The organism is Allobosea sp. GW821-FHT03A12 (assembly GCF_058986765.1).
The window spans coordinates 544,873-565,201 of record NZ_JBYSVZ010000004.1 but is presented as its reverse complement, the minus strand read 5'-3'; the positions used below and the strand labels follow the sequence as shown (position 1 = coordinate 565,201).

The following is a 20,329-nucleotide window of genomic DNA, read 5'->3' as shown; positions in this document are numbered from 1 at the left end:
CGCTTCCACAGTCACCAGGTCCACCGATTGAGCAGGGTTTCCGAAACCGGCTGGCCGCCGGCGTCGAGCACCAGGCGCAGCTCCGAGAGTGTCTCGCTGCCGGGATCGACCTCGAAGGCGACGCGCATGGTGCGCCGCTCCGGAAACGGCCAGATCCGCAGATTCTGGATCGTGCCCGGCGTCGCCGTGACATTGGCGCGGATGGCCGCGACGAGAGCGGGGTCGCCGAGCCGCTCGCCGGTGAAGTCGACGAGGAAGCGGCGGCGGCGCGCCTGCGAGCCGCGTCCCTGCCGGAGCCGGGTCGCGGTGGCGAGCGGCGGCCGCTCCGGCGGCTGCCAGCACCAAGCCTGGCGATAGGCGATCGTGGTCTCGCTGCCGGCGGCTATCGGCTGGCGCGGGCGCCAATAGCTGATGATGTTGTCGTTGAGCTCGGATTCGCTGGGGATCTCGATCAATTGGACCGAGCCCGGGCCCCATTCGCCCAGCGGCTCCATCCAGACGCTCGGCCGCAGCTCGAAGCGCTGGTCGTCGTCGACGAAGGCGTTGGGATCGCGCTCGCGCTGAACCAGGCCGAAGCCACGCGGGTTCGAATCCTGGAAGGACGAGACCTGCAGGTTGGCGGGGTTGCTGACCGGCCGGTAGATCCATTCGCCGTTGCCGGTGAGCATCTGCACGCCGGAGATCTCGTGCACCGCCGGGCGCAGATCGTCGAAGCCGCGCCGGCTCTGCGGTCCCGAGAGGAAGGTACCCATCACGCAGCCGAAGCCGACATGGTCGAGATTGGCGCGAGCGAACAAAGTCATCTCGACGTCGATGAAGGTGACGTCGCCGGGGCGCAGCGTCATGCGGACTGCGCCGGTGACGCTCTCTGAATCGAGCAGCGCGTGGATGATCAGCACGCCGGCTGCGGGGCTGGGCCGCTCGATCCAGTAGGCACGGAAGAACGGAATCTCCTCACCGCGCGTTTCGCCCGGCCGCAGGATCAGGGCGCGGGCCATCGCGCCGAAATTCTGGCCGCGAGCAAGCGAGCGGAAGAAGGTCGCTCCCTGGAACAGCGCGAGCTCATAGGGACGCTCCAGCCCGGCCGAGACGCGGAATCCGGAAAATTGCAGGTCCGCGCCCGCAGGCGGCGGCGTCACGCGGCCGTAGTTGAACTTGCCGGGATCGAAGGCGACCCGCCGGACCACCTCATCCTCGACCGTGAACAGGCTGACGGGCGAGGAGAAGACATAGCCGCGGTGCAGCGGCTCGACGGTGAAGCCGCGATTCTCGCCGGCCCAGATCATGCCCGAAGGCTGCGCCCTGATGCCGACATACTGGTCGTAAGGCAGGGTGGCGTAGCCTTCCGGCAGGTCGGTCGCGAGCAGGGGCACCATCGGGCGGCGCGAGAGCACGCGGGCGGCCTCGATAACCAGCGCGGGGTCGAAGCGCTGCCCCTCGGTAATGACCGATTGCACCAGCCCGGCCCATGTCGTCGGGGCCTGCGCCGCCGCGGTGCCGACGGCAAAGCGCTGCGCGATGGCGCCTGTCGCTGCGAGGCTCAAAAATCGGCGGCGATTCAAGGATTTCGACATCAGATCCAACTTGGGCCGGCAAAGCTCTGCCGACTTGCGCTTCTAGAGCATTTCGCGCGGGGCTGAAAAGCGCGGTGCAAGGCCAAACGCGAAAAAAGGGACGCCTTGCATGCAGGAATGCCATGCCGAAAACGATGCCACATCAGATGGCTCGTCGGAGGCCGGCGCCGGAGCGCATCGTCCGCTGGGTTTTGCCAAATCCGCTCGCAATCGGCTATCCACCGCCGGTGCGGCACTCGCCTGCATCCGGGACGACGGCCGGTCTTGGCCGCGTTTCCTCTCTAGAGACCATGTGACAGGACGATCATGACGGAAATGCAGCCCGCCCGGACCTGCCTCGCCATCGTGCTGGCGGCCGGCGAGGGGACCCGGATGAAGTCGGCGCGGCCCAAGGTGCTGCACGAGGTGGCCGGCCGTTCGCTGCTCGGCCATGCCCTGGCTGCCGTGACCGCTGCAGGCGCCGATGCACTCGCCGTGGTGATCGGACCCGACCGGCCGGACGTCGCGGCCGAGGTCAAGAAGCACGCGCCGCACGCCGCGGTGTTCGTCCAGAGCGAGCGCAAGGGCACGGCGCATGCGGTGCTGGCGGCTCGCGAGAGCCTGGCGGGCACGCATGACGATATCCTGGTCGCCTTCGCCGATACCCCGCTGGTGCGGCCCGAGACCTTCGCCGAGCTGCGCAAGGCGCTGCATGGCGGTGTCGGCGTCGCGGCGCTCGGCTTCGAGGCGCGCGACCCGACCGGCTATGGCCGCTTCGTCACGCAGGACGGCGCGCTGCAGGAAATCGTCGAGCACAAGGATGCCGACGAAGCGACGCGCGCGATCACGCTGTGCAATGCCGGGCTGATGGCGCTGGACGGCGGCAAGGCGCTCGCCATCCTCGATGCGATCGGCTGCGCCAATGCCCAGAACGAATATTATCTGACCGACGCCGTCGCGGTGGCGCGCGCGCAGGGCCTGAAGGCGGTCGCCCGGGTCGCGCCCGAGGCCGAGGTCCAGGGGGTCAACGACCGGGCCCAGCTCGCGGCCGTCGAGGCCGATTTCCAGCGCCGCAAGCGGCTGGAGGTGATGCTGGCCGGGGCCACGCTGGTCGCGCCAGAAACCGTGTTCTTCAGCCACGACACGCAGATCGGCCGCGACGTCCTGATCGAGCCCAACGTCGTCTTCGGCCCAGGCGTCAAGGTTGCGGACAACGCCGTCATCCATGCGTTCTCGCATCTGGACGGGGCGAGCGTCGGGCCTAGCGTCTCGATCGGTCCTTATGCCCGCCTGCGCCCCGGTGCCGAGCTGGCGAAGGGCGCGCGGGTCGGCAATTTCGTCGAGATCAAGGCGGCCGCGATCGGCGAGGGCGCCAAGATCAACCACCTGACCTATATCGGCGATGCCGAGATCGGCGCGAACGCCAATATCGGCGCCGGCACCATCACCTGCAATTACGACGGCTTCTTCAAGGCGAAGACGATCGTCGGCGAGGGCGCCTTCGTCGGTTCCAACTCGGCTCTGGTCGCGCCGGTGACGATCGGGGCGGGCGCCTATGTCGGCTCGGGCTCGGTCATCACCCGCGACGTCAAGCCGGACGCGCTCGCCGTCGCCCGCGGCCGGCAGATGGAGCGCGAGGGCTGGGCTTTGGCCTTCAGGGCTGCCGCCCAGGCTCGAAAGGCCCGGCAATAGGCGATTTGCAAGGCATTTCGTTCACAGTTCGACATTCAACGTGATTTCGCATTTGCCGGCTCGCGGCTTATTGCGATGCGCATCGACATCAACGGATGAGGCACATTCATGTGCGGGATCGTGGGCATTCTCGGCAAGCAGGCCGTCGCCGGCCAGGTCGTCGAGGCGCTGCGGCGGCTCGAGTATCGCGGCTATGATTCGGCTGGCGTCGCGACGCTCGAAGGCGGCCGGCTCAGCCGCCGCCGCGCCGAGGGCAAGCTCAAGAATCTCGAGGTGCGTCTTTCCAACGAGCCGCTCGAGGGCCTGATCGGCATCGGCCACACCCGCTGGGCGACGCATGGCAAGCCGACCGAGAGCAATGCCCATCCGCACGCCACCGAGAAGCTGGCGGTCGTCCATAACGGCATCATCGAGAACTTCCGCGAGCTCAAGGCCGAACTCGAGGCCGATGGCCATGTCTTCGCCAGCGAGACCGACACCGAGGTCGTCGCCCACCTCGTCACCCGCGAGCTCGACCGCGGCAAGGACCCGGTCGCGGCGGTCGGGGCCGCGCTGCCGCATCTGCGCGGCGCCTTCGCGCTCGCCTTCCTGTTCGAAGGGCAGGAAGACCTGCTGATCGGCGCCCGCAAGGGCTCGCCGCTGGCGGTCGGCATCGGCGACGGCGAGATGTATCTCGGCTCGGATGCGCTGGCCTTGGCGCCTTTCACCAACCTCATCGCCTATCTCGACGAGGGCGATTGGGTGGTGCTGAACCGCAAGGGCGCGACCTTCTACGATGCAGACGGGACTCAGGTCGATCGCCGCGCCCAGCGCGTCGCGGCCGGCGCCTTCCTGGTCGAGAAGGGCAACCACCATCACTTCATGGCCAAGGAGATCTACGAACAGCCGGAAGTGGTCGGCCATACCCTGACGCATTATGTCGACATGGCGAATGGGGTGACGCGGCTGCCCTTCGAGACGCCGTTCGACTGGAAGAACCTTTCCCGCCTCTCGGTCTCGGCCTGCGGCACGGCTTATTACGCCGGCCTGACCGCCAAATACTGGTTCGAGAAGCTGGCGCGCCTGCCGGTCGAGATCGATGTCGCCTCCGAATTCCGTTATCGCGAGGCGCCGCTGCCGGCGAACGGGCTCGCGCTCTTCGTCTCGCAATCGGGCGAGACCGCCGACACGCTCGCCTGCTTGCGCTATGCCCGCCAGGAAGGCCAGCACATCATGTCGGTCGTCAACGTGCCGACCTCGACGATCGCCCGCGAGAGCGACGTCGTCGCCCCGACGCTGGCCGGCCCCGAGATCGGCGTCGCTTCGACCAAGGCCTTCACCTGCCAGCTGACGGCGCTCGCTGGCCTCGCCATCGCCGCCGCCCGTGCCCGCGGCACGCTCTCGGCCGAGCAGGAGGCGCGATACGTTCAGGAACTGATCGCGCTGCCCGGCCTGATGGCGCAGGCGCTGACGCTTGAGCCGGAGATCGAGAAGCTCGCCCGCAAGCTCTCCAGGGCGCGCGACGTGCTCTATCTCGGCCGCGGCACCGCCTTCCCGCTGGCGCTGGAAGGCGCGCTGAAGCTCAAGGAAATCAGCTACATCCACGCCGAAGGTTATCCGGCGGGCGAGCTCAAGCACGGCCCGATCGCGCTGATCGACGAGGACATGCCGGTGGTGGTGATCGCGCCGCATGACGCGCTCTTCGAGAAGACCGCCTCGAATATGCAGGAGGTTGCGGCGCGCGGCGGCCGGATCATCCTGATCACCGACGCCAAGGGCGCGGAAGAAGCCGGCATCGTGCCGGAGGCGACGATCATCATGCCGGAGATGGATCCGCTGTTCGCGCCGATCGTCTACTCGGTGCCGATCCAGATGATCGCCTATCAGACGGCCGTCTTCATGGGCAAGGACGTCGACCAGCCGCGCAACCTGGCGAAGTCGGTCACCGTCGAGTGAGCCGTCATTGCGAGCGAAGCGAAGCAATCCAGAAGGGCTCGCTCAACGGCCTCTGGATTGCTTCGTCGCTACGCTCCTCGCAATGACGAAAAACGTCCGGCTGATGTTCTAATCGGGCTCCGGCCGGCTCGCGACATAGGTGCCGGCCGCGATCAGGCCGGCGCCGCTCAGCCAGAGCGCGATCGGTGGCGCATCGGTCGCCGCCACGATGACGAAGCTCAGCAGCATCGAGCCGCAGGCGATATATTTCGTCCTGCGGGCGATCGCACCGGTCTTGCGCCAGCGCACCACCTCCGGGCCGAGCCGGGGATGATTGACCAGCCAGCTTTCGAAGCGCGGCGAGGAACGCGAGAAGCACCAGGCGGCCGCGATCAGGAAGACCGTGCCGGGCATCACCGGCAGAATCAGCCCGATGATGCCGAGCAGCACGCAGAGCCACCCGACAGCGAGATAGAGCGGGCGATGCCAGCGGGGCTGGGGGCTGGACGGTTCGGACACGAGGCACATCGACGAATCGGGGGCTAGCCAGCAGCCTAGGCTCGGCTATCGTTCGATAGTGCGGCGCAATATGATCTGGCCGCAAGAGCGGATGGAGACCCGGATCGTCGATGATTAGCCGTACGCCCGATCCGCGCCTCGTCATCCAGCCCGATCTGCTGCGGCCGACCTTCGGCACCAGGCTCAGGCGCTATTTCCTGACCGGCCTCGTACTGGCGGCGCCGCTCGCCATCACGGCCTCAGTGACCTGGTGGTTCGTCAACCTGGTCGACGGGCTGGTGAGACCCTTGGTGCCGGCCCAGTTCTGGCCGGAAAGCTATCTGCCGTTTCCGGTGCCGGGCTTCGGTCTCGTCATCGCGCTGATCGGCCTGACGGTGATCGGCTTCTTCGCGGCGAACCTGGTCGGGCGCACATTGATCGGCGCGGGCGAATCGATCCTCAACCGGATGCCGGTGGTGCGCGGGCTCTACAAGGGCGTGAAGCAGATCTTCGAGACGATCTTCTCGCAGTCCGGCACCTCCTTCCGCAAGGTCGGCATGGTGCAGTTCCCGCAGCCGGGCATGTGGTCGATCGTCTTTATCGCCCAGGAGGCAGCGCCCGAGATCGCCGGCAAGCTGCCTGATGGCGATGAGCAGATCGGCGTCTTCCTGCCCTGCACGCCGAACCCGACCACCGGCTTCTTCTTCTACCTGCCGCGGCGCGAGATCGTCGAATTGTCGATCTCAGTCGAGGACGGCGCCAAGCTGATCATGTCCGCCGGGCTGATCCAGCCCGGCGAAACGGCTCCGCGCTCGGCGCCCGAAATGGGCAAGTAGCTCACCCTTTCAGCGGCACCCAGATCTCGACGACGCCGTTGCCGGTCGCACCGTCGAAGCGCTGGTCCATGCGCTCCAGCGTCACGCCCATCGCCGGCTCGCGACCGGATTTCGGCAGCCAGTCGCGCCAGATCGCCTCATAGGTCTGCTTGATGCCGGTGATATGGCCGCTGTGCTCGAAGACGGCGCAAAGCTGCTCGGGCACGCTCAGCCGCGCGAACTCGTTCGGCAGGTCGCTGAAGGAGGCGACTTCCGCGCCGGCGATGTAGTCGAAGGCGCCGACATCGTCGCAATTATAGCTCGCGCCGTAGGCGACGAAGCCCTTCTGCCCAGGGATATGGCCGAAATGCGGGACGATCTTCTGCCAGAGCAGCGGGATGCCTTGCGTGTTGTCGACCGAGAATGGCCGCTGAAGCCGGCGATGAGCATAGGCTTGCCGGTAACGATACGCGGTTCTGCGAGGGGAATGCGGTTTGCAGCGTGCATGGACAGAGGCTCCACGAGAGCAAGGGATGACAGGTCACGCCTTGAACGCAGCTCTTCCGGCGTGATGCCGAACTGCTCGCGGAAGGCGCGGGTGAAGGCCTCGTGAGAGCCATAGCCCCAGTCGAGCGCGACCTGGAGGATGTCGGGCGCGCCATCAGCCAGCTGGCGCGCCGCTTCCGAGAGCCGGCGCTCGCGGACATAGCGCATCACCGAGCGGCCGGTCGCCACGCCGAAGGCGCGGCTGAGATGGAAGCGCGAGACACCGCTCACCTCTGCGATCTCGTCGAGCGAGAGCTCGGAGGCGAAGCGGCTTTCGATGCACCAGAGGGCTTTCTTGATCGGGTCCATGGCTCACTCACGAAACGCCGGCACCATGGCGGAGGCAGGACGGGCGTGCTTGATCGAGATTGCTCTTGCTTCTAGCGCGCAGCCTTGGCGACATCGAGGAAGGCCCGCAGTGCCGGCGGCACGGCGCGGTGACCGGGATAGTAGATCGCGATCCGCTCGGGAGCCGGCGCCCAGGCCGTCAGAATCTGGCGAAGACGTCCGTCAGCCAACGCCATTTCCGCCGCCGGACTTGCGATATAGGCGATGCCGAGGCCGCCTATTGCGGCCTCGGTCATGAGCTCCTCATCGTCGAGAATGACCGAGCTGCCTGTATCGATCGTCAGCTCCTGCCCGGCCCGCTCGAACTCCCAGCGATAGAATTTGCCGCTCGGCATGCGGTGGCCGATGCAGCGGTGATGCTGGAGGGCATCGGGCGTGTCTGGGACGCCAAAGCGCTCAAGATAGGCCGGCGACGCGACGCAGATGAAGCTGACGGAGCCGCCGAACGGCACGGCGACCATGTCCCGCGGGATCGAGCCGACGAGGCGCACGCCGGCATCGAACCCGGCAGCCACGATGTCGATCAGCTTGCCTTCGACGACGAGATCGACGGCGACGTCCGGAAAGCGCTCCGCCATCGCGGGAAGGACCTCGCGAACGAGCAGCGCCGCAGCCAGGCGTGGCGCGTTGATCCGGACGCTGCCGGCGACGCTGCCGCGGAACGTGGCCATGCTGTCCAGCGCCGCGTCCAGCGTTGCTAGCGCCGGCTGCAGACGGCTGAGCAGTTCGAGGCCGGCTTCAGTCGGCGCGACGCTGCGGGTGGTGCGATTGAGCAGGCGCACACCCATACGCTCCTCGAGCGCCCGCATCGCATGGCTCAGCGTGGAAGGTGCGGTGCCGAGTTCGTCCGCCGCGCGCCGGAAGCTGCGACGGGTCGCGACGGTGACGAAAGCCGTGAGGTCGTTGAGCGAAGGGTGAGCCATTGCTGGTGATTTTGCATCAGCTCATGCAGGTTTCAACGGCTAATCCGAACAATCATTGCCCGCTATCTCCTGTCGGCAAGAGCGAATCACGCGGAGAGGCCGCCTACGTTCGCAGCCAGTGAAAGGAACCGACATGCCCAAACGTGACGCGATTTTCCCAGCCAACCGCCACGCCCTCTACGACGTCCATCAGTACTCGGCCGCCATCCGCTCCGGCGATCTGCTCTTCATCTCCGGGCAGGTCGGTAGCCGCGAGGATGGTTCCCCCGAACCCGTGTTCGAGGATCAGGTCCGGCGCGCCTTCGCCAATTTGCGCGCGGTTCTGGCAGCGGCCGGCGCGAGCTTTGACGATGTGATCGACGTCATCTCCTTTCACACCGACCCACAGACGCAGTTCGAGAAGATGATGGCCATCCGCGCCGAGGAAATCGGCGAACCGCCCTATCCGACCTGGACCGCCGTCGGCGTGACATGGCTCGCCGGCTTCGACTTCGAGCTCAAGGTCGTCGCCCGCATCCCGGCGGCGAGTGGCAGCACCCGCTCGCACGGCTGAATGTCGCCTCAGCCCGCCCGCAGCAGGCGGATCGCGACGTCGCGCTCGAACAGGTAGAGCAGCGTCCTTATCGCCTGGCCGCGCGGCGTCTCCAGATGCGGGTCGCGCTCGATCAGCAGGCGGGCATCGTCTCGCGCCGCTGCCAGCAGATCGCCGTCGATCTCGGGGCGGGCGATGCGCCAGTCGGGCGAGCCGGATTGGCGCGTGCCCAGCACCTCGCCTTCGCCGCGCAGGCGCAGGTCCTCCTCGGCGATGCGGAAGCCGTCCTCGCTCTCGCGCATGATGGTGAGGCGCGCTTCCGCCACCTGCCCGAGCGGGCCCTTGTAGAGCAAGAGGCAGGTCGAGGCGGCGCTGCCGCGACCGATCCGTCCGCGCAGCTGGTGGAGCTGGGCGAGGCCGAAGCGCTCGGCATGCTCGATCACCATCACCGAGGCGTTGGGCACGTCGACGCCGACCTCGATCACCGTGGTCGAGACCAGCACCCGCGTCTGCCCACCGGAGAAGGCGGCCATCGCCGCATCCTTGTCGCGTCCCGGCATCTGGCCGTGCAGCAGGCTGACCTTGTCGCCAAAGAGGCCCTGCAGCGCCTCGAAGCGCTCCTCTGCCGCCGCAACGTCGAGCGTGTCGGATTCCTGTACCAGCGGGCAGACCCAGTAGACCTGCGCGCCGCTCTCCAGCGCCCGCCCGACCGCACCGACGACCTCGTCATAGCGCTCCAGCGAGATCGCCCGCGTGGTGATCGGCTTCCGGCCGGCCGGCTTCTCCGAGAGGATCGAGACGTCCATGTCGCCGAACCAGGTCAGCGCCAGCGTGCGTGGGATCGGCGTCGCGGTCATGACGAGGATGTCGACCGCCTCGCCCTTGGCGCCGAGGAGCAGGCGCTGGTGCACGCCGAAGCGGTGCTGCTCGTCTACGACGGCCAGCGCGAGGTCATGGAAGACGACGCCCTCCTGGAACAGCGCATGGGTACCGACGACGATGTCGATCTCGCCATTCGCCAGGCCCTCCAGCACCTGCCGGCGGCCGGCGCCCTTCTCGCGGCCGGTCAGCAGAGCGAGCTTGAGCCCGGCCTTGTCGGCGAGCGGCGCCAGGCGCTCGGCATGCTGGCGGGCGAGGATCTCGGTCGGCGCCATCAGCACCGATTGCCGACGCGCCTCGGCCGCTGCCGCCATCGCCATCAGCGCGACCACGGTCTTGCCCGAGCCGACATCGCCCTGGAGCAGGCGCAGCATGCGCTCGGGCTTTTCCATGTCGTCATGGATGTCGGCGATCGCCTTGCGCTGGCCGTCGGTCAGCGTGAAGGGCAGGGCGGTTTCGATGGCGTGGCGCAGGGCGCCGTCGCCCGCCGTGGCGCGGCCGGCCGCCTTCTTCTGCTGGCGGCGCACCAGGGCAAGCGCGATCTGGCTCGCGAGCAGCTCGTCATAGGCGATGCGCCGGCGCGCGACGGTCTCGCCCGTCGCCGCCTTCAAGTCGACCGGGTGGTGCAGAGCGTGGATGGCGTCGCGGAAGGGCGCGAAGTCGTGGCGTGTGAGGAAGGCCGGATCCTGCCACTCCGGCAGCTCGGGACAGCGCTCGGCGGCGCCGGCGGCGATCCGCGCCATGACGCGCCCGCCGATGCCTTCGGTCAGCCCGTAGACCGGCTCGACCGAGGGCAGGGTGGCGGCGAGCTTGGGATCGAGGATGCGGTCGGGATGCACCATCTGGCGCATGCCGTCCCAGAGCTCGAGCTTGCCCGAGATGATGCGATAGGCGCCGATCGGCAGGGTCTGCAGGAGATGGCGGACATCGGCATGGAAGAAGACCAGCGTGACGTCGCCGGTCTCGTCCTCGACGATGACGCGATAGGGCGCTTTCGCCTTGGTCGGCGGGGCAGGGCGGTGCTCGGTCACTTGCGCCGAGAAGGTCGCGACCTCGCCGACCGGGGCCTCGGCGATGCTTTCGCTCGGCCGCCGGTCGATCGCACCGGTCGGCAGATGGAAGAGCAGGTCGATGACGCGGGCGGCATGCGTCTCGTCGCCCAGCAGCTTGTCGAGCGCCTTGGCGAGCTTGGGGCCGACGCCGGACAGCGCGGTGGCCGGGGCGAAGAGCGGATCGAGGAGAGATGGACGCAATGGCTTCACGGCATGTCAGGAGTGCGAGTCCGGCGGCATTCGTACCGCTGACTTCGCGAGATGGCATCGCTATATAGCTCGCGACGGCAGGCTCCGCGATGGGGCCGGCCCTATTCCTATTGTCCGCGAGGCGATGATGAGTGGCTCGACCCGTAGCAGCGCCGACCTCGACCCGCGGCGGCGCAAGATCCTGTTCCGCGCCTGGCATCGCGGTATGCGCGAGATGGACCTGATCATGGGCCGCTTCGCCGATGCGCAGATCGGCAATCTGAGCGAGGTCGAGCTCGACGAGTTCGAGCGGCTGATCGAGGTGCTCGACCGCGACCTGCTGAGCTGGGTGACCGGGGAGGCTGAGGTGCCAGAGAACTACGACAGCGATGTCTTCCGGCAGCTGAAGGCGTTCCACCAGCACGACAAGCCGATTCATGTCTGAGGGCTTGGCCTGCTCCCTTCGTTGTCATTCCGGGGCTTCGCGCAGCGAAGAACCCGGAACCCACGACCGGGTGAGCGGTCAGGAACCACGTACCAGATGTTCCACCCAGTCGTGGGTTCCGGGTTCGCGCCTGCGGCGCCCCCCGGAATGACAAGCCATAGTCAGAATTGAAGCGTCCCAATGAGCATTCCGCCTCCCACCCAGATCGCCAAGCCGCAGCTCGAGCGCATCCTCGATGCGTTGAATCGCGGCGACAAGCCGATGCTTGCCGGCGTGCCCGACGGTTTCGATGCCGTCGTGCTCGCCGACCTGACGCGCGCCCGCGCCAAGAAGTCGGAAGGGCCGGCGCTGATCGTCTTCATCGCCCGCGACGGCCAGCGCCTGCAGGTGCTGGAGAATGCACTGGCCTTCGTCGCGCCCGATCTCGAGGTGATGACCTTCCCGGCCTGGGACTGCCAGCCCTATGACCGCGTCTCGCCGGCGCCGTCGATCGTTGCGCACCGGATGACGACTTTGTCGCGCCTGGCCCGGACCAAGTCGGGCGACCGGCCGCGCCTGCTGCTGACCACGGTGAACGCCGCGCTCCAGCGCGTGCCGGCCTTCGGCAAGGTCGCGTCGGAGAGCTTCTCGGCCGCGCCGGGCAACATGGTCGACACCGAGGAGCTGGCGCGCTGGCTCGACGTCAACGGCTATCTCCGGACCTCGACCGTGCGCGAGACCGGCGAATTCGCCGTGCGCGGCGGCATCGTCGACCTCTACCCGCCGGGCATGCCGGCGCCGATCCGGCTCGATTTCTTCGGCGATACGCTGGAATCGATCCGCACCTTCGATCCGGAGACGCAGCGCACCACCGGGCAGTTGCGCGGGCTCGACCTCGTGCCGATGTCCGAAGCGCAGATGACGAGCGACTCGATCCGTCGCTTCCGCCAGTCCTATATTTCGACCTTCGGCACGCCCGGCCGCGACGACACGCTCTACGAGGCCGTCAGTGAGGGCCGGCGTCCGGCCGGCCTCGAGCACTGGCTGCCGCTGCTGGCCGAGAAGCTCGACACGCTCTTCACCTATCTGCCCGACGTCCCGATCGTGCTCGACCATCACGCCGACGACGCGGTCGGCGAGCGCATCAGCCTGATCAAGGACTATTACGACGCCCGCAAGAGCGCGCTCGACCAGCCTTCGCCCGGCTCGATACCGTACAAGCCGCTGCTGCCGGAGGCGCTCTATCTCTCGCCGGCGGATTGGCGTGGCATCATCGGCGAAGCCGGCGTCGCCTCGCTGACACCGTTCCAGCTGCCAGAAAGCGCGGGCAAGCTCGTCGTCGATCTCGGCGGCAAGCAGGGCCGCAGCTTCGCCGCCGAGCGCGCCGACAATTCTGGCAGCGTCTTCGACGCGGCCGTCGCGCATGTGAAGGCGCTGGAGGCAGAAGGGCGACGCGTCATCCTCGCCGGCTGGTCGGAAGGCTCGCGCGAGCGCCTCGCCCATGTGCTGGCCGACCATGGCCTCAAGACCGTGCAGATGACCGGCTCGTTGCGCGCCGCCTTCGACCTCAAGCCCGGTACCACGGCCCTTGCCGTCTGGGGCTTTGAGACCGGTTTCGAGGCCGGCAAGCTCGCGGTCATCGGCGAGCAGGACATCCTTGGCGACCGGCTGGTGCGCCCGCGCAAGAAGACGCGCCGCCCGCAGGACTTCATCAACGAGCTGTCTTCGCTAACACCGGGCGACATCGTCGTCCATGTCGACCACGGCATCGGCCGCTTCGTCGGCCTGCAGACGATCACGGCGGCTGGGGCGCCGCATGACTGCCTCGAAATCCATTATGCCGGCGATGCCAAGCTGTTCCTGCCGGCGGAGAACATCGAGCTGCTCTCGCGCTATGGCTCGGAGGACACCGAGGTCGTGCTCGACCGGCTCGGTGGTGGTGGCTGGCAGGCGCGCAAGGCCAAGCTGAAGCAGCGTATCCGCGAGATGGCGGGCAAGCTGATCCAGATCGCCGCCGCGCGCGCTCTCAAGGAAGCGCCGCGCCTGATCCCGCAGGACGGGCTCTATGACGAGTTCTGCGCCCGATTCCCCTATGAGGAGACCGAGGACCAGCAGAACACCATCGACGCGGTGCTGGAGGACCTCGCCGCCGGCCGCCCGATGGACCGGCTGGTCTGCGGCGATGTCGGCTTCGGCAAGACCGAGGTCGCGCTGCGCGCCGCCTTCACCGCCGCGCTCGCCGGCAAGCAGGTCGCGGTCGTCGTGCCGACGACGCTCTTGGCGCGCCAGCACTACCGCAACTTCGCCGAGCGCTTTGCCGGCCTGCCGGTCAAGGTCGGCCAGGCCTCGCGCTTCGTGTCGGCGCCCGATCTCAAGGCGGTGAAACAGGGCATTTCCGACGGCACGATGGACATCACCGTCGGCACCCATGCGCTGCTCGGCAAGGGCATCGACTTCAAGGATCTCGGCCTCGTCATCGTCGACGAGGAGCAGCATTTCGGCGTCGCCCATAAGGAGCGGCTGAAGGAGATGCGCGCCGAGGTCCACATGCTGACGCTGACCGCGACACCGATCCCGCGCACGCTCCAGCTCGCCATGACCGGCGTGCGCGAGCTCTCGATCATCGCGACACCGCCGGTCGATCGCCTCGCTGTCCGCACCTTCGTCACGCCGTTCGATCCGCTGATCGTGCGCGAGGCGCTGCTGCGCGAACGCTACCGCGGTGGGCGGTCGTTCTATGTCGTGCCGCGCATCGAGGACATCGCCGAGGTCAAGGACTTCCTCGACAAGCAGGTGCCCGAGTGCAAGGTCGGCATCGCCCATGGCCAGATGGCGGCGGGCTCGCTGGAAGACGTGATGACGGCCTTCTATGAGGGCCAGTACGACATCCTGCTCTCGACCACGATCGTCGAATCCGGCCTGGACATCCCGACCGCCAACACGCTGATCATCCACCGCGCCGACATGTTCGGCCTGGCGCAGCTCTACCAGCTGCGCGGCCGCGTCGGCCGTTCGAAGGTGCGCGCCTATGCGCTCTTCACCGTGCCGGCCAACCGCAAGCTAACCGAGCAGGCCGACCGGCGCCTCAAGGTGTTGCAGTCGCTCGATACGCTGGGCGCAGGCTTCCAGCTCGCGAGCCACGACCTCGACATCCGAGGCGCCGGCAACCTGCTCGGCGACGAGCAATCCGGCCACATCAAGGAAGTCGGCTACGAGCTCTACCAGCAGATGCTGGAAGAGGCAGTCGCGGCGCTCAAGGCCGGCATCGAGATCGAAAGCGATGCGCACTGGTCGCCGAGCATCCAGATCGGCGCGCCGGTGATGATCCCCGAGCACTATATCGGCGATCTGACGCTGAGGCTGACGCTCTACAAGCGCCTCTCGACCATGGACGACGACGCCGAGTTGCAATCCTTCGGCGCCGAGCTGATCGACCGCTTCGGCCCGCTGCCGGAAGAGGTCAAGCAGCTGCTGGAGATCGTCGCGATCAAGGCTTTGTGCAAGCGCGCCAATGTCGAGAAGGTCGAGGCCGGCCCGAAGGGCATCATCGTCGCCTTCCGCGACAGCGAGTTCGCCAATCCGGAAGGGCTCGTCAGCTACGTGGCCAAGCAGGGCACGCTGGCCAAGGTGCGCCCCGACATGCGCGTCGTCTTCATCGACGACTTCGAGACGGCCGAGCAGCGGCTGACCGGCACGCGCCGGCTGCTGACCGATCTGGCGCGCATCGCCGAGCGCAAGAAGGCGGCCTGACGGGCGAGGCAGCCCGGCGCCTCGATGTCGAGGAGGTCCTCGTCTAGACCGACGAGCTGATCGTCCTTTGGCTCAGCTGCTCTTCGGCTCGACGGCCGGCTCGTCGGTCATCGACTTGCCCGCCGGGCGCAGGCGCGTGGCAATCAGCCGTCCGGCATCGCGGAACGGGACCCAGAGTGCATTGCCGACCGTGTTGTGCTCGGCACCTTCATGGCCGATGCCGAGCGTGATCTTCTCGCCCCGGCGCGGCATATGGAGCGTGCCGGCCATCCAGTCCCAGATCGACAGCAAGTAGCCCATGTTCCGATCGAAATGGGCGGGGTTGTCCGAATGATGGATGTGGTGATGCGCCGGACTGTGCAGCAGCACGCCCATCAGCCCGGTGAACGGCATGTTGATGTGGGAATGCCGGAGGTGATGGAAGGTGAAGATGTGCGCGCAGATGATGAGGTTGTAGCCGAATATGCCCATCGAGGGCGCGCCGCTGCCGAGCCAATGAGTCACCAGCGCATAGACCAGGCCGTTGGTGAAGCCGGTCACACAGGGGAACAGGGCGAGTTCGACCGGATGCTGCCGGAATTCCGTCGCCGGCGTCATGACCTCTGCCGAATGATGCAGTTTGTGGAATTGCCAGAGGATCTCGCTCTTGTGCATGGCAAGATGCGCGAGCCAGTAGCCGAAGTCGAAGGCGAGCACCTGCAGCACCGCGAGGAACAGGATAATCCCCCAATGCGCGGCAACCGTCTCGGCGGGCGGCCCGAACAAGGCGGCCAGCCAGCTGCCGAAGGCACCGGCCCAAAAATCCGCACCGATGATGAAGAAGCCGATCACGAAGGCGAGCAGCGGGATATTGAGGAGGTAGAGCTTGTAGTCGAGCAGCGACGAACGGTGCAGCCAGACGGTCCGCTTGCTCAAAAGCCGCCAGAAGGCCCTCAGCCCGATATCTTTGCGCCGGCGTCGCAGGCGCGTGGGGATGATAGCTAGGAAGACGAAGGCTGCCGCCGCGACGTAGGAGAATACCGATCTTTGGTCGAGCGGGTGGAACAGCGGCAGGACCAAGGCTTCGATCGCAGCCGTGAATGCGCTGGCGAACTCCATCGCGTCGTCCCAGTTTCAGCTTGGATGCTCCTATCGTCTACTGTCCGAGGGTTAACCCGGATTGAATTCCTTGCGGCAAGCTTTGCTGCTGCTGGGAATTCGATCGAGGTTCTCACGGTGACCGCCGTGTCACCGAAACATCCGTCGCCGCATTGGTCACGACGTCGACGATGGCGATATCCGGCCGGTCGAGCCGTGGCAAACCGTCATCCTCGCCGGCGCGGCGGGTGACGACGAGGCTGGTCAACGCCTTGTGGCCGCCGAGCCGCGAGCGGGCCAGCGCCGGCTCCAGGGCCGCCGGTATGACGAGATGGACCATGCGCCCGCCTTCCAGGCAGGCGCGCAAGTCGTCGAGCACGAACAGCCCGAGCGGCAGGAGCTCGACGCCGGTGAGCAGCGCGATGCCGGGGCCGGTAGCCAGCGCGGCGAGATCGCCGCCGACCAGCGTGGTGATGACACGCGACGAAGCGAGCGGTTTCAGCACGCGCGAGATTTCGAGCGCCTTGGCCAAAACTTCCTTCTCGCTGACCGGAAAGGGACCGGTGAGGCTATGCCCATCGACGACGCGGATCGGCGCCCGGATCGCGGCTGGGGGCAAGGCGGATGGCGTAGCGCCATGGCCGAGCAGCGGCTCCAGCGCGGCGACGCCATCGGGCACGCGCGCCCCGAAACCGCCGATGAAGCGCATGCCGAAGGAGCGCGCGGCTACATCGCGGAGCAGGTGCAAAGGCTGCAACTCTCCGATCCGCGGCACGCCGAGCGCCATCACCGCGCCGGAGCGCTCAATCAGGGGCAAGAGCTCCGCCTCCTTGGCATGGGCCGGCAGGAGCATCGGTGAGAGGCCGGCCCGCAGGCTGGCGAGGATCGAGACCAGTGCCTCGGGGCCGAGTGGCGCCAGGATCGCGACGCAGGCGCCGGGCTGGGGCCTGGCGAGCAGGAGAAGGTTGGCGAGCCGGTCGACGCGACCGTCGAGCTCGGCGAAGCCGAAGGCGTTGGGAGAAAAATCGCTCCAGTCGCGTCGGCCCGGCGGGTCGCGGAAGGCCGGCTCATAGCCGCGGCGGGCGGCGAGCGCCTTGAGCAGGCTGTCGAAATCGAGCCCCTCGACCAGTGCGCCGATGGAGATTTCGTCGGAGCCCATGCGCATCGCCGGACCTAGTTGGCGGGCGCTGGCGGCGAGGGCGACCGCGCCAGCGTTTCGTTGGAGAAGAAGAATCTCGGCCGCCGCTCGGGCAGGACGATGTCGCGCGAGCGCGCCAGCCAGGTCTCGGGCAGATAATAGAGCGGCACGACGTAGAAGCCGGAGAGCAGCAGTCGGTCGAGCGTGCGCACCGTGGCAACGAAATCCTCGCGCGAGCGCGCGCCCAGCAGCGCCTGCAAGGTCGCATCGACCGCCGGCGAACGCACGCCGGCATAGTTGAGTGCTCCCTTGCGCTCGGCATTGGCCGAGCCCCAGCGGCCGATCTGCTCGTTGCCGGGCGAGGCCGAGGCCGGCCAGGTCCACTGGATCATGTCGAAATCGAAGGTCGAGAGCCGGCGCCAGTATTGGACGTCGTCGATCAGGCGGACCGAGACGGCGATGCCGAGCCGGGCGAGCGAGGTCGCATAGTTCAGCGCCAGCCGCTCCTGCGGTCGGTTGGTGACGGTGATCTCGAAGCCGAAGGGCTCACCTTCGCCGTTTTTTTGGCCGCCCTTGCGCAATTGCCCGTCATTGAGGCGGTAGCCTGCGGCTTCCAGCAGGTCGAGCGCGCGACGGGCCTGGTCGCGGTCGCGGCCGGAGCCGTCGGTCGCGGCCGGAGCCCAGGTGCCGGCGAGGATGTCGTCGCGCACGGCGCCGGGGAAGGCCGCGAGCAGCGTCTTCTCACGCTGATCGGCCGGCACGCCGAGGGCCGAGAGCTCGCTGTCGGCGAAGAAGCTGCCGGCGCGGCGATAGACGCCGTGGAACAGGTTGCGATTGGCCCATTCGAAGTCGAACAGCATCGCCAGCGCCTCGCGGACGCGGATATCGGCGAATTGCGGGCGGCGGGTGTTGAAGACCAGCCCGGTCATGCCTTTGGGCGTCTGGAAGCGGAAGGTGTCGCGGATAATCCTGCCGTCGCGTACGGCCGGGACGTCGTAGCCCGTCATCCAGCGGGTCGGGTCGCTTTCGAGGCGGACATCATAAAGTCCTGCCTTGAAAGCCTCGAACAAGGCGTTGGAATCGCGGTAGAAATCGTAGCGAATCTCGTCTGCGTTGAAGAGCCCGCGGGTGAGGGGGTGATCCTCCGCCCAGAAATCCTTGCGCCGCTTCAGCCTAAGCATTTCGCCAGGCTTGATCTCCTCGACGATGTAGGGGCCGGAGCCGAGCGCCGGCTTGAAGCTGGTGTCGCCGAACTTCTCCGCGTCGGTGGCGTGCCTGGCGAAGATCGGCATGGCGCCGATCACCAGCGGCAGTTCGCGATTGGAGCCGTCGCCGAGCTCGAAGACGACGCGGTCGGGCGAGGGGGCCTCGACCTTGGTCACGCGCGCGAGGCTGGAGCGATGGAACGGCTTGCCCTTGGTCTTCAGCATCTCGAAGGTGAAGATCACGTCGTCCGCCGTCACCGGCTTGCCGTCGGAGAAGCGGGCGCGCGGGTCGATCTGGAAGGCGAGACGGGTTCGTTCCGAGTTGAGCTCGACCTTGCTCGCCAGCAGGCCGTAGGCTGTGAAGGGTTCGTCGGCCGAGCGGAAGAGCAGGCTCTGCTGGACATAGCGCGGCACTGCGTCCGGGGCGACGCCAAGCACCACCAGCGGATTGAGGCTGTCGAAGGTGCCCTGCTGGCCGTAGATGATTCGCCCGCCTTTCGGCGCCTGCGGATCGGCATAGGGCAGGTGGTCGAAGCCCTTGGGCAGTTCCGGCTCGCCGTGCATGGCGATGGCGGTGTCATTCTCGGCCGCAGCCGCGCGCAGGTTCCCGATCGGCCCGAAAGCCGCCAGGCCCGCGAGGACGAGCCCGAGACACCAAGCGGAACACGCCGCTGCGCTGAAAGGTCGATGCATGCTCGAAACTGATTCCCTGCCGCAGGATAACATGCGATCAAACTTGTCGCGCCGCGCTCTTCGGGCTGGAAACCTGCGACGGAACTCGCTAAACGCAGGCCGGCGTCATCCAAACGCCGCAATCGCGCTTGATGTGCTCACGCCGCCACCGGCTCCGGCACCTTGCTGGTTGAGCCTTGGGTGATGCATGCCGCCGGATCCGGCGGCCGAACCAGTTTCATGGTCAAGGAAACGCAGATGTCAGCTTCGACCCGCCTGTCCCGGAGCCAGGGCGCCACCGCGAAGAGCACGGTCCGCGGCCTCGCGCTCGTGCTGGGCGCCGCCGTCGCTCTCACCCCGATCGCCGCGAGCGCCCAGCAGGCGCAGCCGCAGCGTCCGGCGAGCCGCCCGGCGGCGCCGGCTCAGCCCGCTCCGGCTCAGCAGCCGGCCCAGGGCCAGGCCGCGCAGACCGGCCCGACCGTCGTCCAGGTCAAGCCCGAGCCGTCGCAGACGAGCTGGACCAAGGTCTGCGGCAAGGACCCGACCGCCAACAAGGAAATCTGCTACACCACCCGTGACTTCGTCTCGGATCAGGGCCAGCCGGTGCTCGCCGTCGCGATCTATGACGTCAAGGGCGACGCCAGCAAGATCGTGCGCTTCCTGATGCCGCTCGGCCTGCTGCTGCAGCCCGGCATCCGCTTCGGCGTCGACAATGCGCAGCCGATCCCCGGGCGCTTCGCGATCTGCTTCCCGAACGGCTGCTTCGCGGAGGCGCAGGTCAAGGACGACTTCATCAACGCGATGAAGAAGGGCACCAACCTCAACATCAGCGTGCAGAACCAGGGCGCGCGCGAGGTCACCTTCAGCGTGCCGATGGCCGAGTTCGCCAAGGCCTTCGACGGCGCTCCGATCGATCCGAAGGTGCTGGAAGAGCAGCAGAAGGCGCTGCAGGACGAGCTCGCCAAGCGCCAGGAGGAGCTGCGCAAGCGCCTCGGCGGCGCCGAGGCCACGCCCGGCGCGGCGCCGGCTCCCGGCACGCCGGCGGCTCCCGCTCCGGGCGCGACGCCGGCCCCGGCTCCGAAGCCCTGATCGGCCGATCAGGCGGATCACCTATCGACGCCG

The 20,329-nt window shown here is 67.5% G+C and carries 14 protein-coding genes and 1 pseudogene; 7 read left to right on the top strand and 8 right to left on the bottom strand.

The window, feature by feature from the left end; all coding sequences use genetic code 11:
• Positions 1–11 precede the first annotated feature (11 nt).
• Complete coding sequence (locus AC3WLC_RS16950) at positions 12–1,574, bottom strand: OpgD/OpgG family glucan biosynthesis protein (protein WP_493685074.1); 1,563 nt, start codon at positions 1,572–1,574, stop codon at positions 12–14.
• 315 nt (positions 1,575–1,889) lie between these two features.
• Here AC3WLC_RS16950 and glmU point away from each other — a divergent pair, with 315 nt between their 5' ends.
• Positions 1,890–3,245 (top strand): bifunctional UDP-N-acetylglucosamine diphosphorylase/glucosamine-1-phosphate N-acetyltransferase GlmU, encoded by a 1,356-nt coding sequence (gene glmU, locus AC3WLC_RS16945; RefSeq protein ID WP_493685399.1) that lies wholly within the window; start codon positions 1,890–1,892, stop codon positions 3,243–3,245.
• A gap of 108 nt (positions 3,246–3,353) precedes the next feature.
• Entirely contained in the window at positions 3,354–5,180 is a 1,827-nt protein-coding gene (glmS, locus tag AC3WLC_RS16940; RefSeq protein ID WP_493685073.1) for a glutamine--fructose-6-phosphate transaminase (isomerizing), read from the top strand.
• A gap of 108 nt (positions 5,181–5,288) precedes the next feature.
• On the opposite strand, the gene AC3WLC_RS16935 is transcribed toward glmS, so the two are convergent.
• Positions 5,289–5,678 carry a YbaN family protein gene (locus AC3WLC_RS16935; RefSeq protein WP_493685072.1) on the bottom strand — a complete coding sequence of 130 codons (390 nt, stop codon included), beginning with the start codon at positions 5,676–5,678 and terminating at the stop codon, positions 5,289–5,291.
• 110 nt (positions 5,679–5,788) lie between these two features.
• Here AC3WLC_RS16935 and AC3WLC_RS16930 point away from each other — a divergent pair, with 110 nt between their 5' ends.
• Positions 5,789–6,493 carry a DUF502 domain-containing protein gene (locus AC3WLC_RS16930; protein WP_493685071.1) on the top strand — a complete coding sequence of 235 codons (705 nt, stop codon included), beginning with the start codon at positions 5,789–5,791 and terminating at the stop codon, positions 6,491–6,493.
• A gap of 1 nt (position 6,494) precedes the next feature.
• Here the strand turns inward: AC3WLC_RS16930 and AC3WLC_RS16925 are convergent.
• Positions 6,495–7,327, bottom strand: a pseudogene (locus tag AC3WLC_RS16925) (AraC family transcriptional regulator).
• A gap of 71 nt (positions 7,328–7,398) precedes the next feature.
• Positions 7,399–8,289 carry a LysR family transcriptional regulator gene (locus AC3WLC_RS16920; RefSeq protein WP_493685070.1) on the bottom strand — a complete coding sequence of 297 codons (891 nt, stop codon included), beginning with the start codon at positions 8,287–8,289 and terminating at the stop codon, positions 7,399–7,401.
• Between the two features lie 133 nt (positions 8,290–8,422).
• On the opposite strand from AC3WLC_RS16920, the gene AC3WLC_RS16915 reads away from it, so the two are divergent.
• Entirely contained in the window at positions 8,423–8,842 is a 420-nt protein-coding gene (locus tag AC3WLC_RS16915) for a RidA family protein (protein ID WP_493685069.1), read from the top strand.
• 8 nt (positions 8,843–8,850) lie between these two features.
• Here AC3WLC_RS16915 and recG read toward each other — a convergent pair whose 3' ends face one another.
• Complete coding sequence (gene recG, locus AC3WLC_RS16910) at positions 8,851–10,953, bottom strand: ATP-dependent DNA helicase RecG (protein WP_493685068.1); 2,103 nt, start codon at positions 10,951–10,953, stop codon at positions 8,851–8,853.
• A 136-nt stretch (positions 10,954–11,089) separates the two neighbouring features.
• Between recG and AC3WLC_RS16905 the strand changes: the two genes are divergently transcribed.
• Entirely contained in the window at positions 11,090–11,386 is a 297-nt protein-coding gene (locus tag AC3WLC_RS16905) for an FAD assembly factor SdhE (protein ID WP_493685067.1), read from the top strand.
• Between the two features lie 180 nt (positions 11,387–11,566).
• Positions 11,567–15,115, top strand: coding sequence for a transcription-repair coupling factor (gene mfd, locus AC3WLC_RS16900; RefSeq protein ID WP_493685066.1), 3,549 nt, complete (start codon positions 11,567–11,569; stop codon positions 15,113–15,115).
• A 72-nt stretch (positions 15,116–15,187) separates the two neighbouring features.
• On the opposite strand, the gene AC3WLC_RS16895 is transcribed toward mfd, so the two are convergent.
• The 3 genes from AC3WLC_RS16895 to AC3WLC_RS16885 all read right to left on the bottom strand — a co-directional run bounded on the left by AC3WLC_RS16895 (position 15,188) and on the right by AC3WLC_RS16885 (position 19,228).
• Positions 15,188–16,213: a sterol desaturase family protein gene (locus AC3WLC_RS16895; RefSeq protein WP_493685065.1), complete on the bottom strand. Its 1,026-nt coding sequence runs from the start codon at positions 16,211–16,213 to the stop codon at positions 15,188–15,190.
• A 112-nt stretch (positions 16,214–16,325) separates the two neighbouring features.
• Positions 16,326–17,351: an AMP-binding protein gene (locus AC3WLC_RS16890; protein WP_493685064.1), complete on the bottom strand. Its 1,026-nt coding sequence runs from the start codon at positions 17,349–17,351 to the stop codon at positions 16,326–16,328.
• Positions 17,352–17,365: 14 nt separating this feature from the next.
• Entirely contained in the window at positions 17,366–19,228 is a 1,863-nt protein-coding gene (locus AC3WLC_RS16885; RefSeq protein WP_493685063.1) for an extracellular solute-binding protein, read from the bottom strand.
• Between the two features lie 237 nt (positions 19,229–19,465).
• Here AC3WLC_RS16885 and AC3WLC_RS16880 point away from each other — a divergent pair, with 237 nt between their 5' ends.
• Positions 19,466–20,296 carry an invasion associated locus B family protein gene (locus AC3WLC_RS16880; protein WP_493685062.1) on the top strand — a complete coding sequence of 277 codons (831 nt, stop codon included), beginning with the start codon at positions 19,466–19,468 and terminating at the stop codon, positions 20,294–20,296.
• Positions 20,297–20,329: the final 33 nt, after the last annotated feature.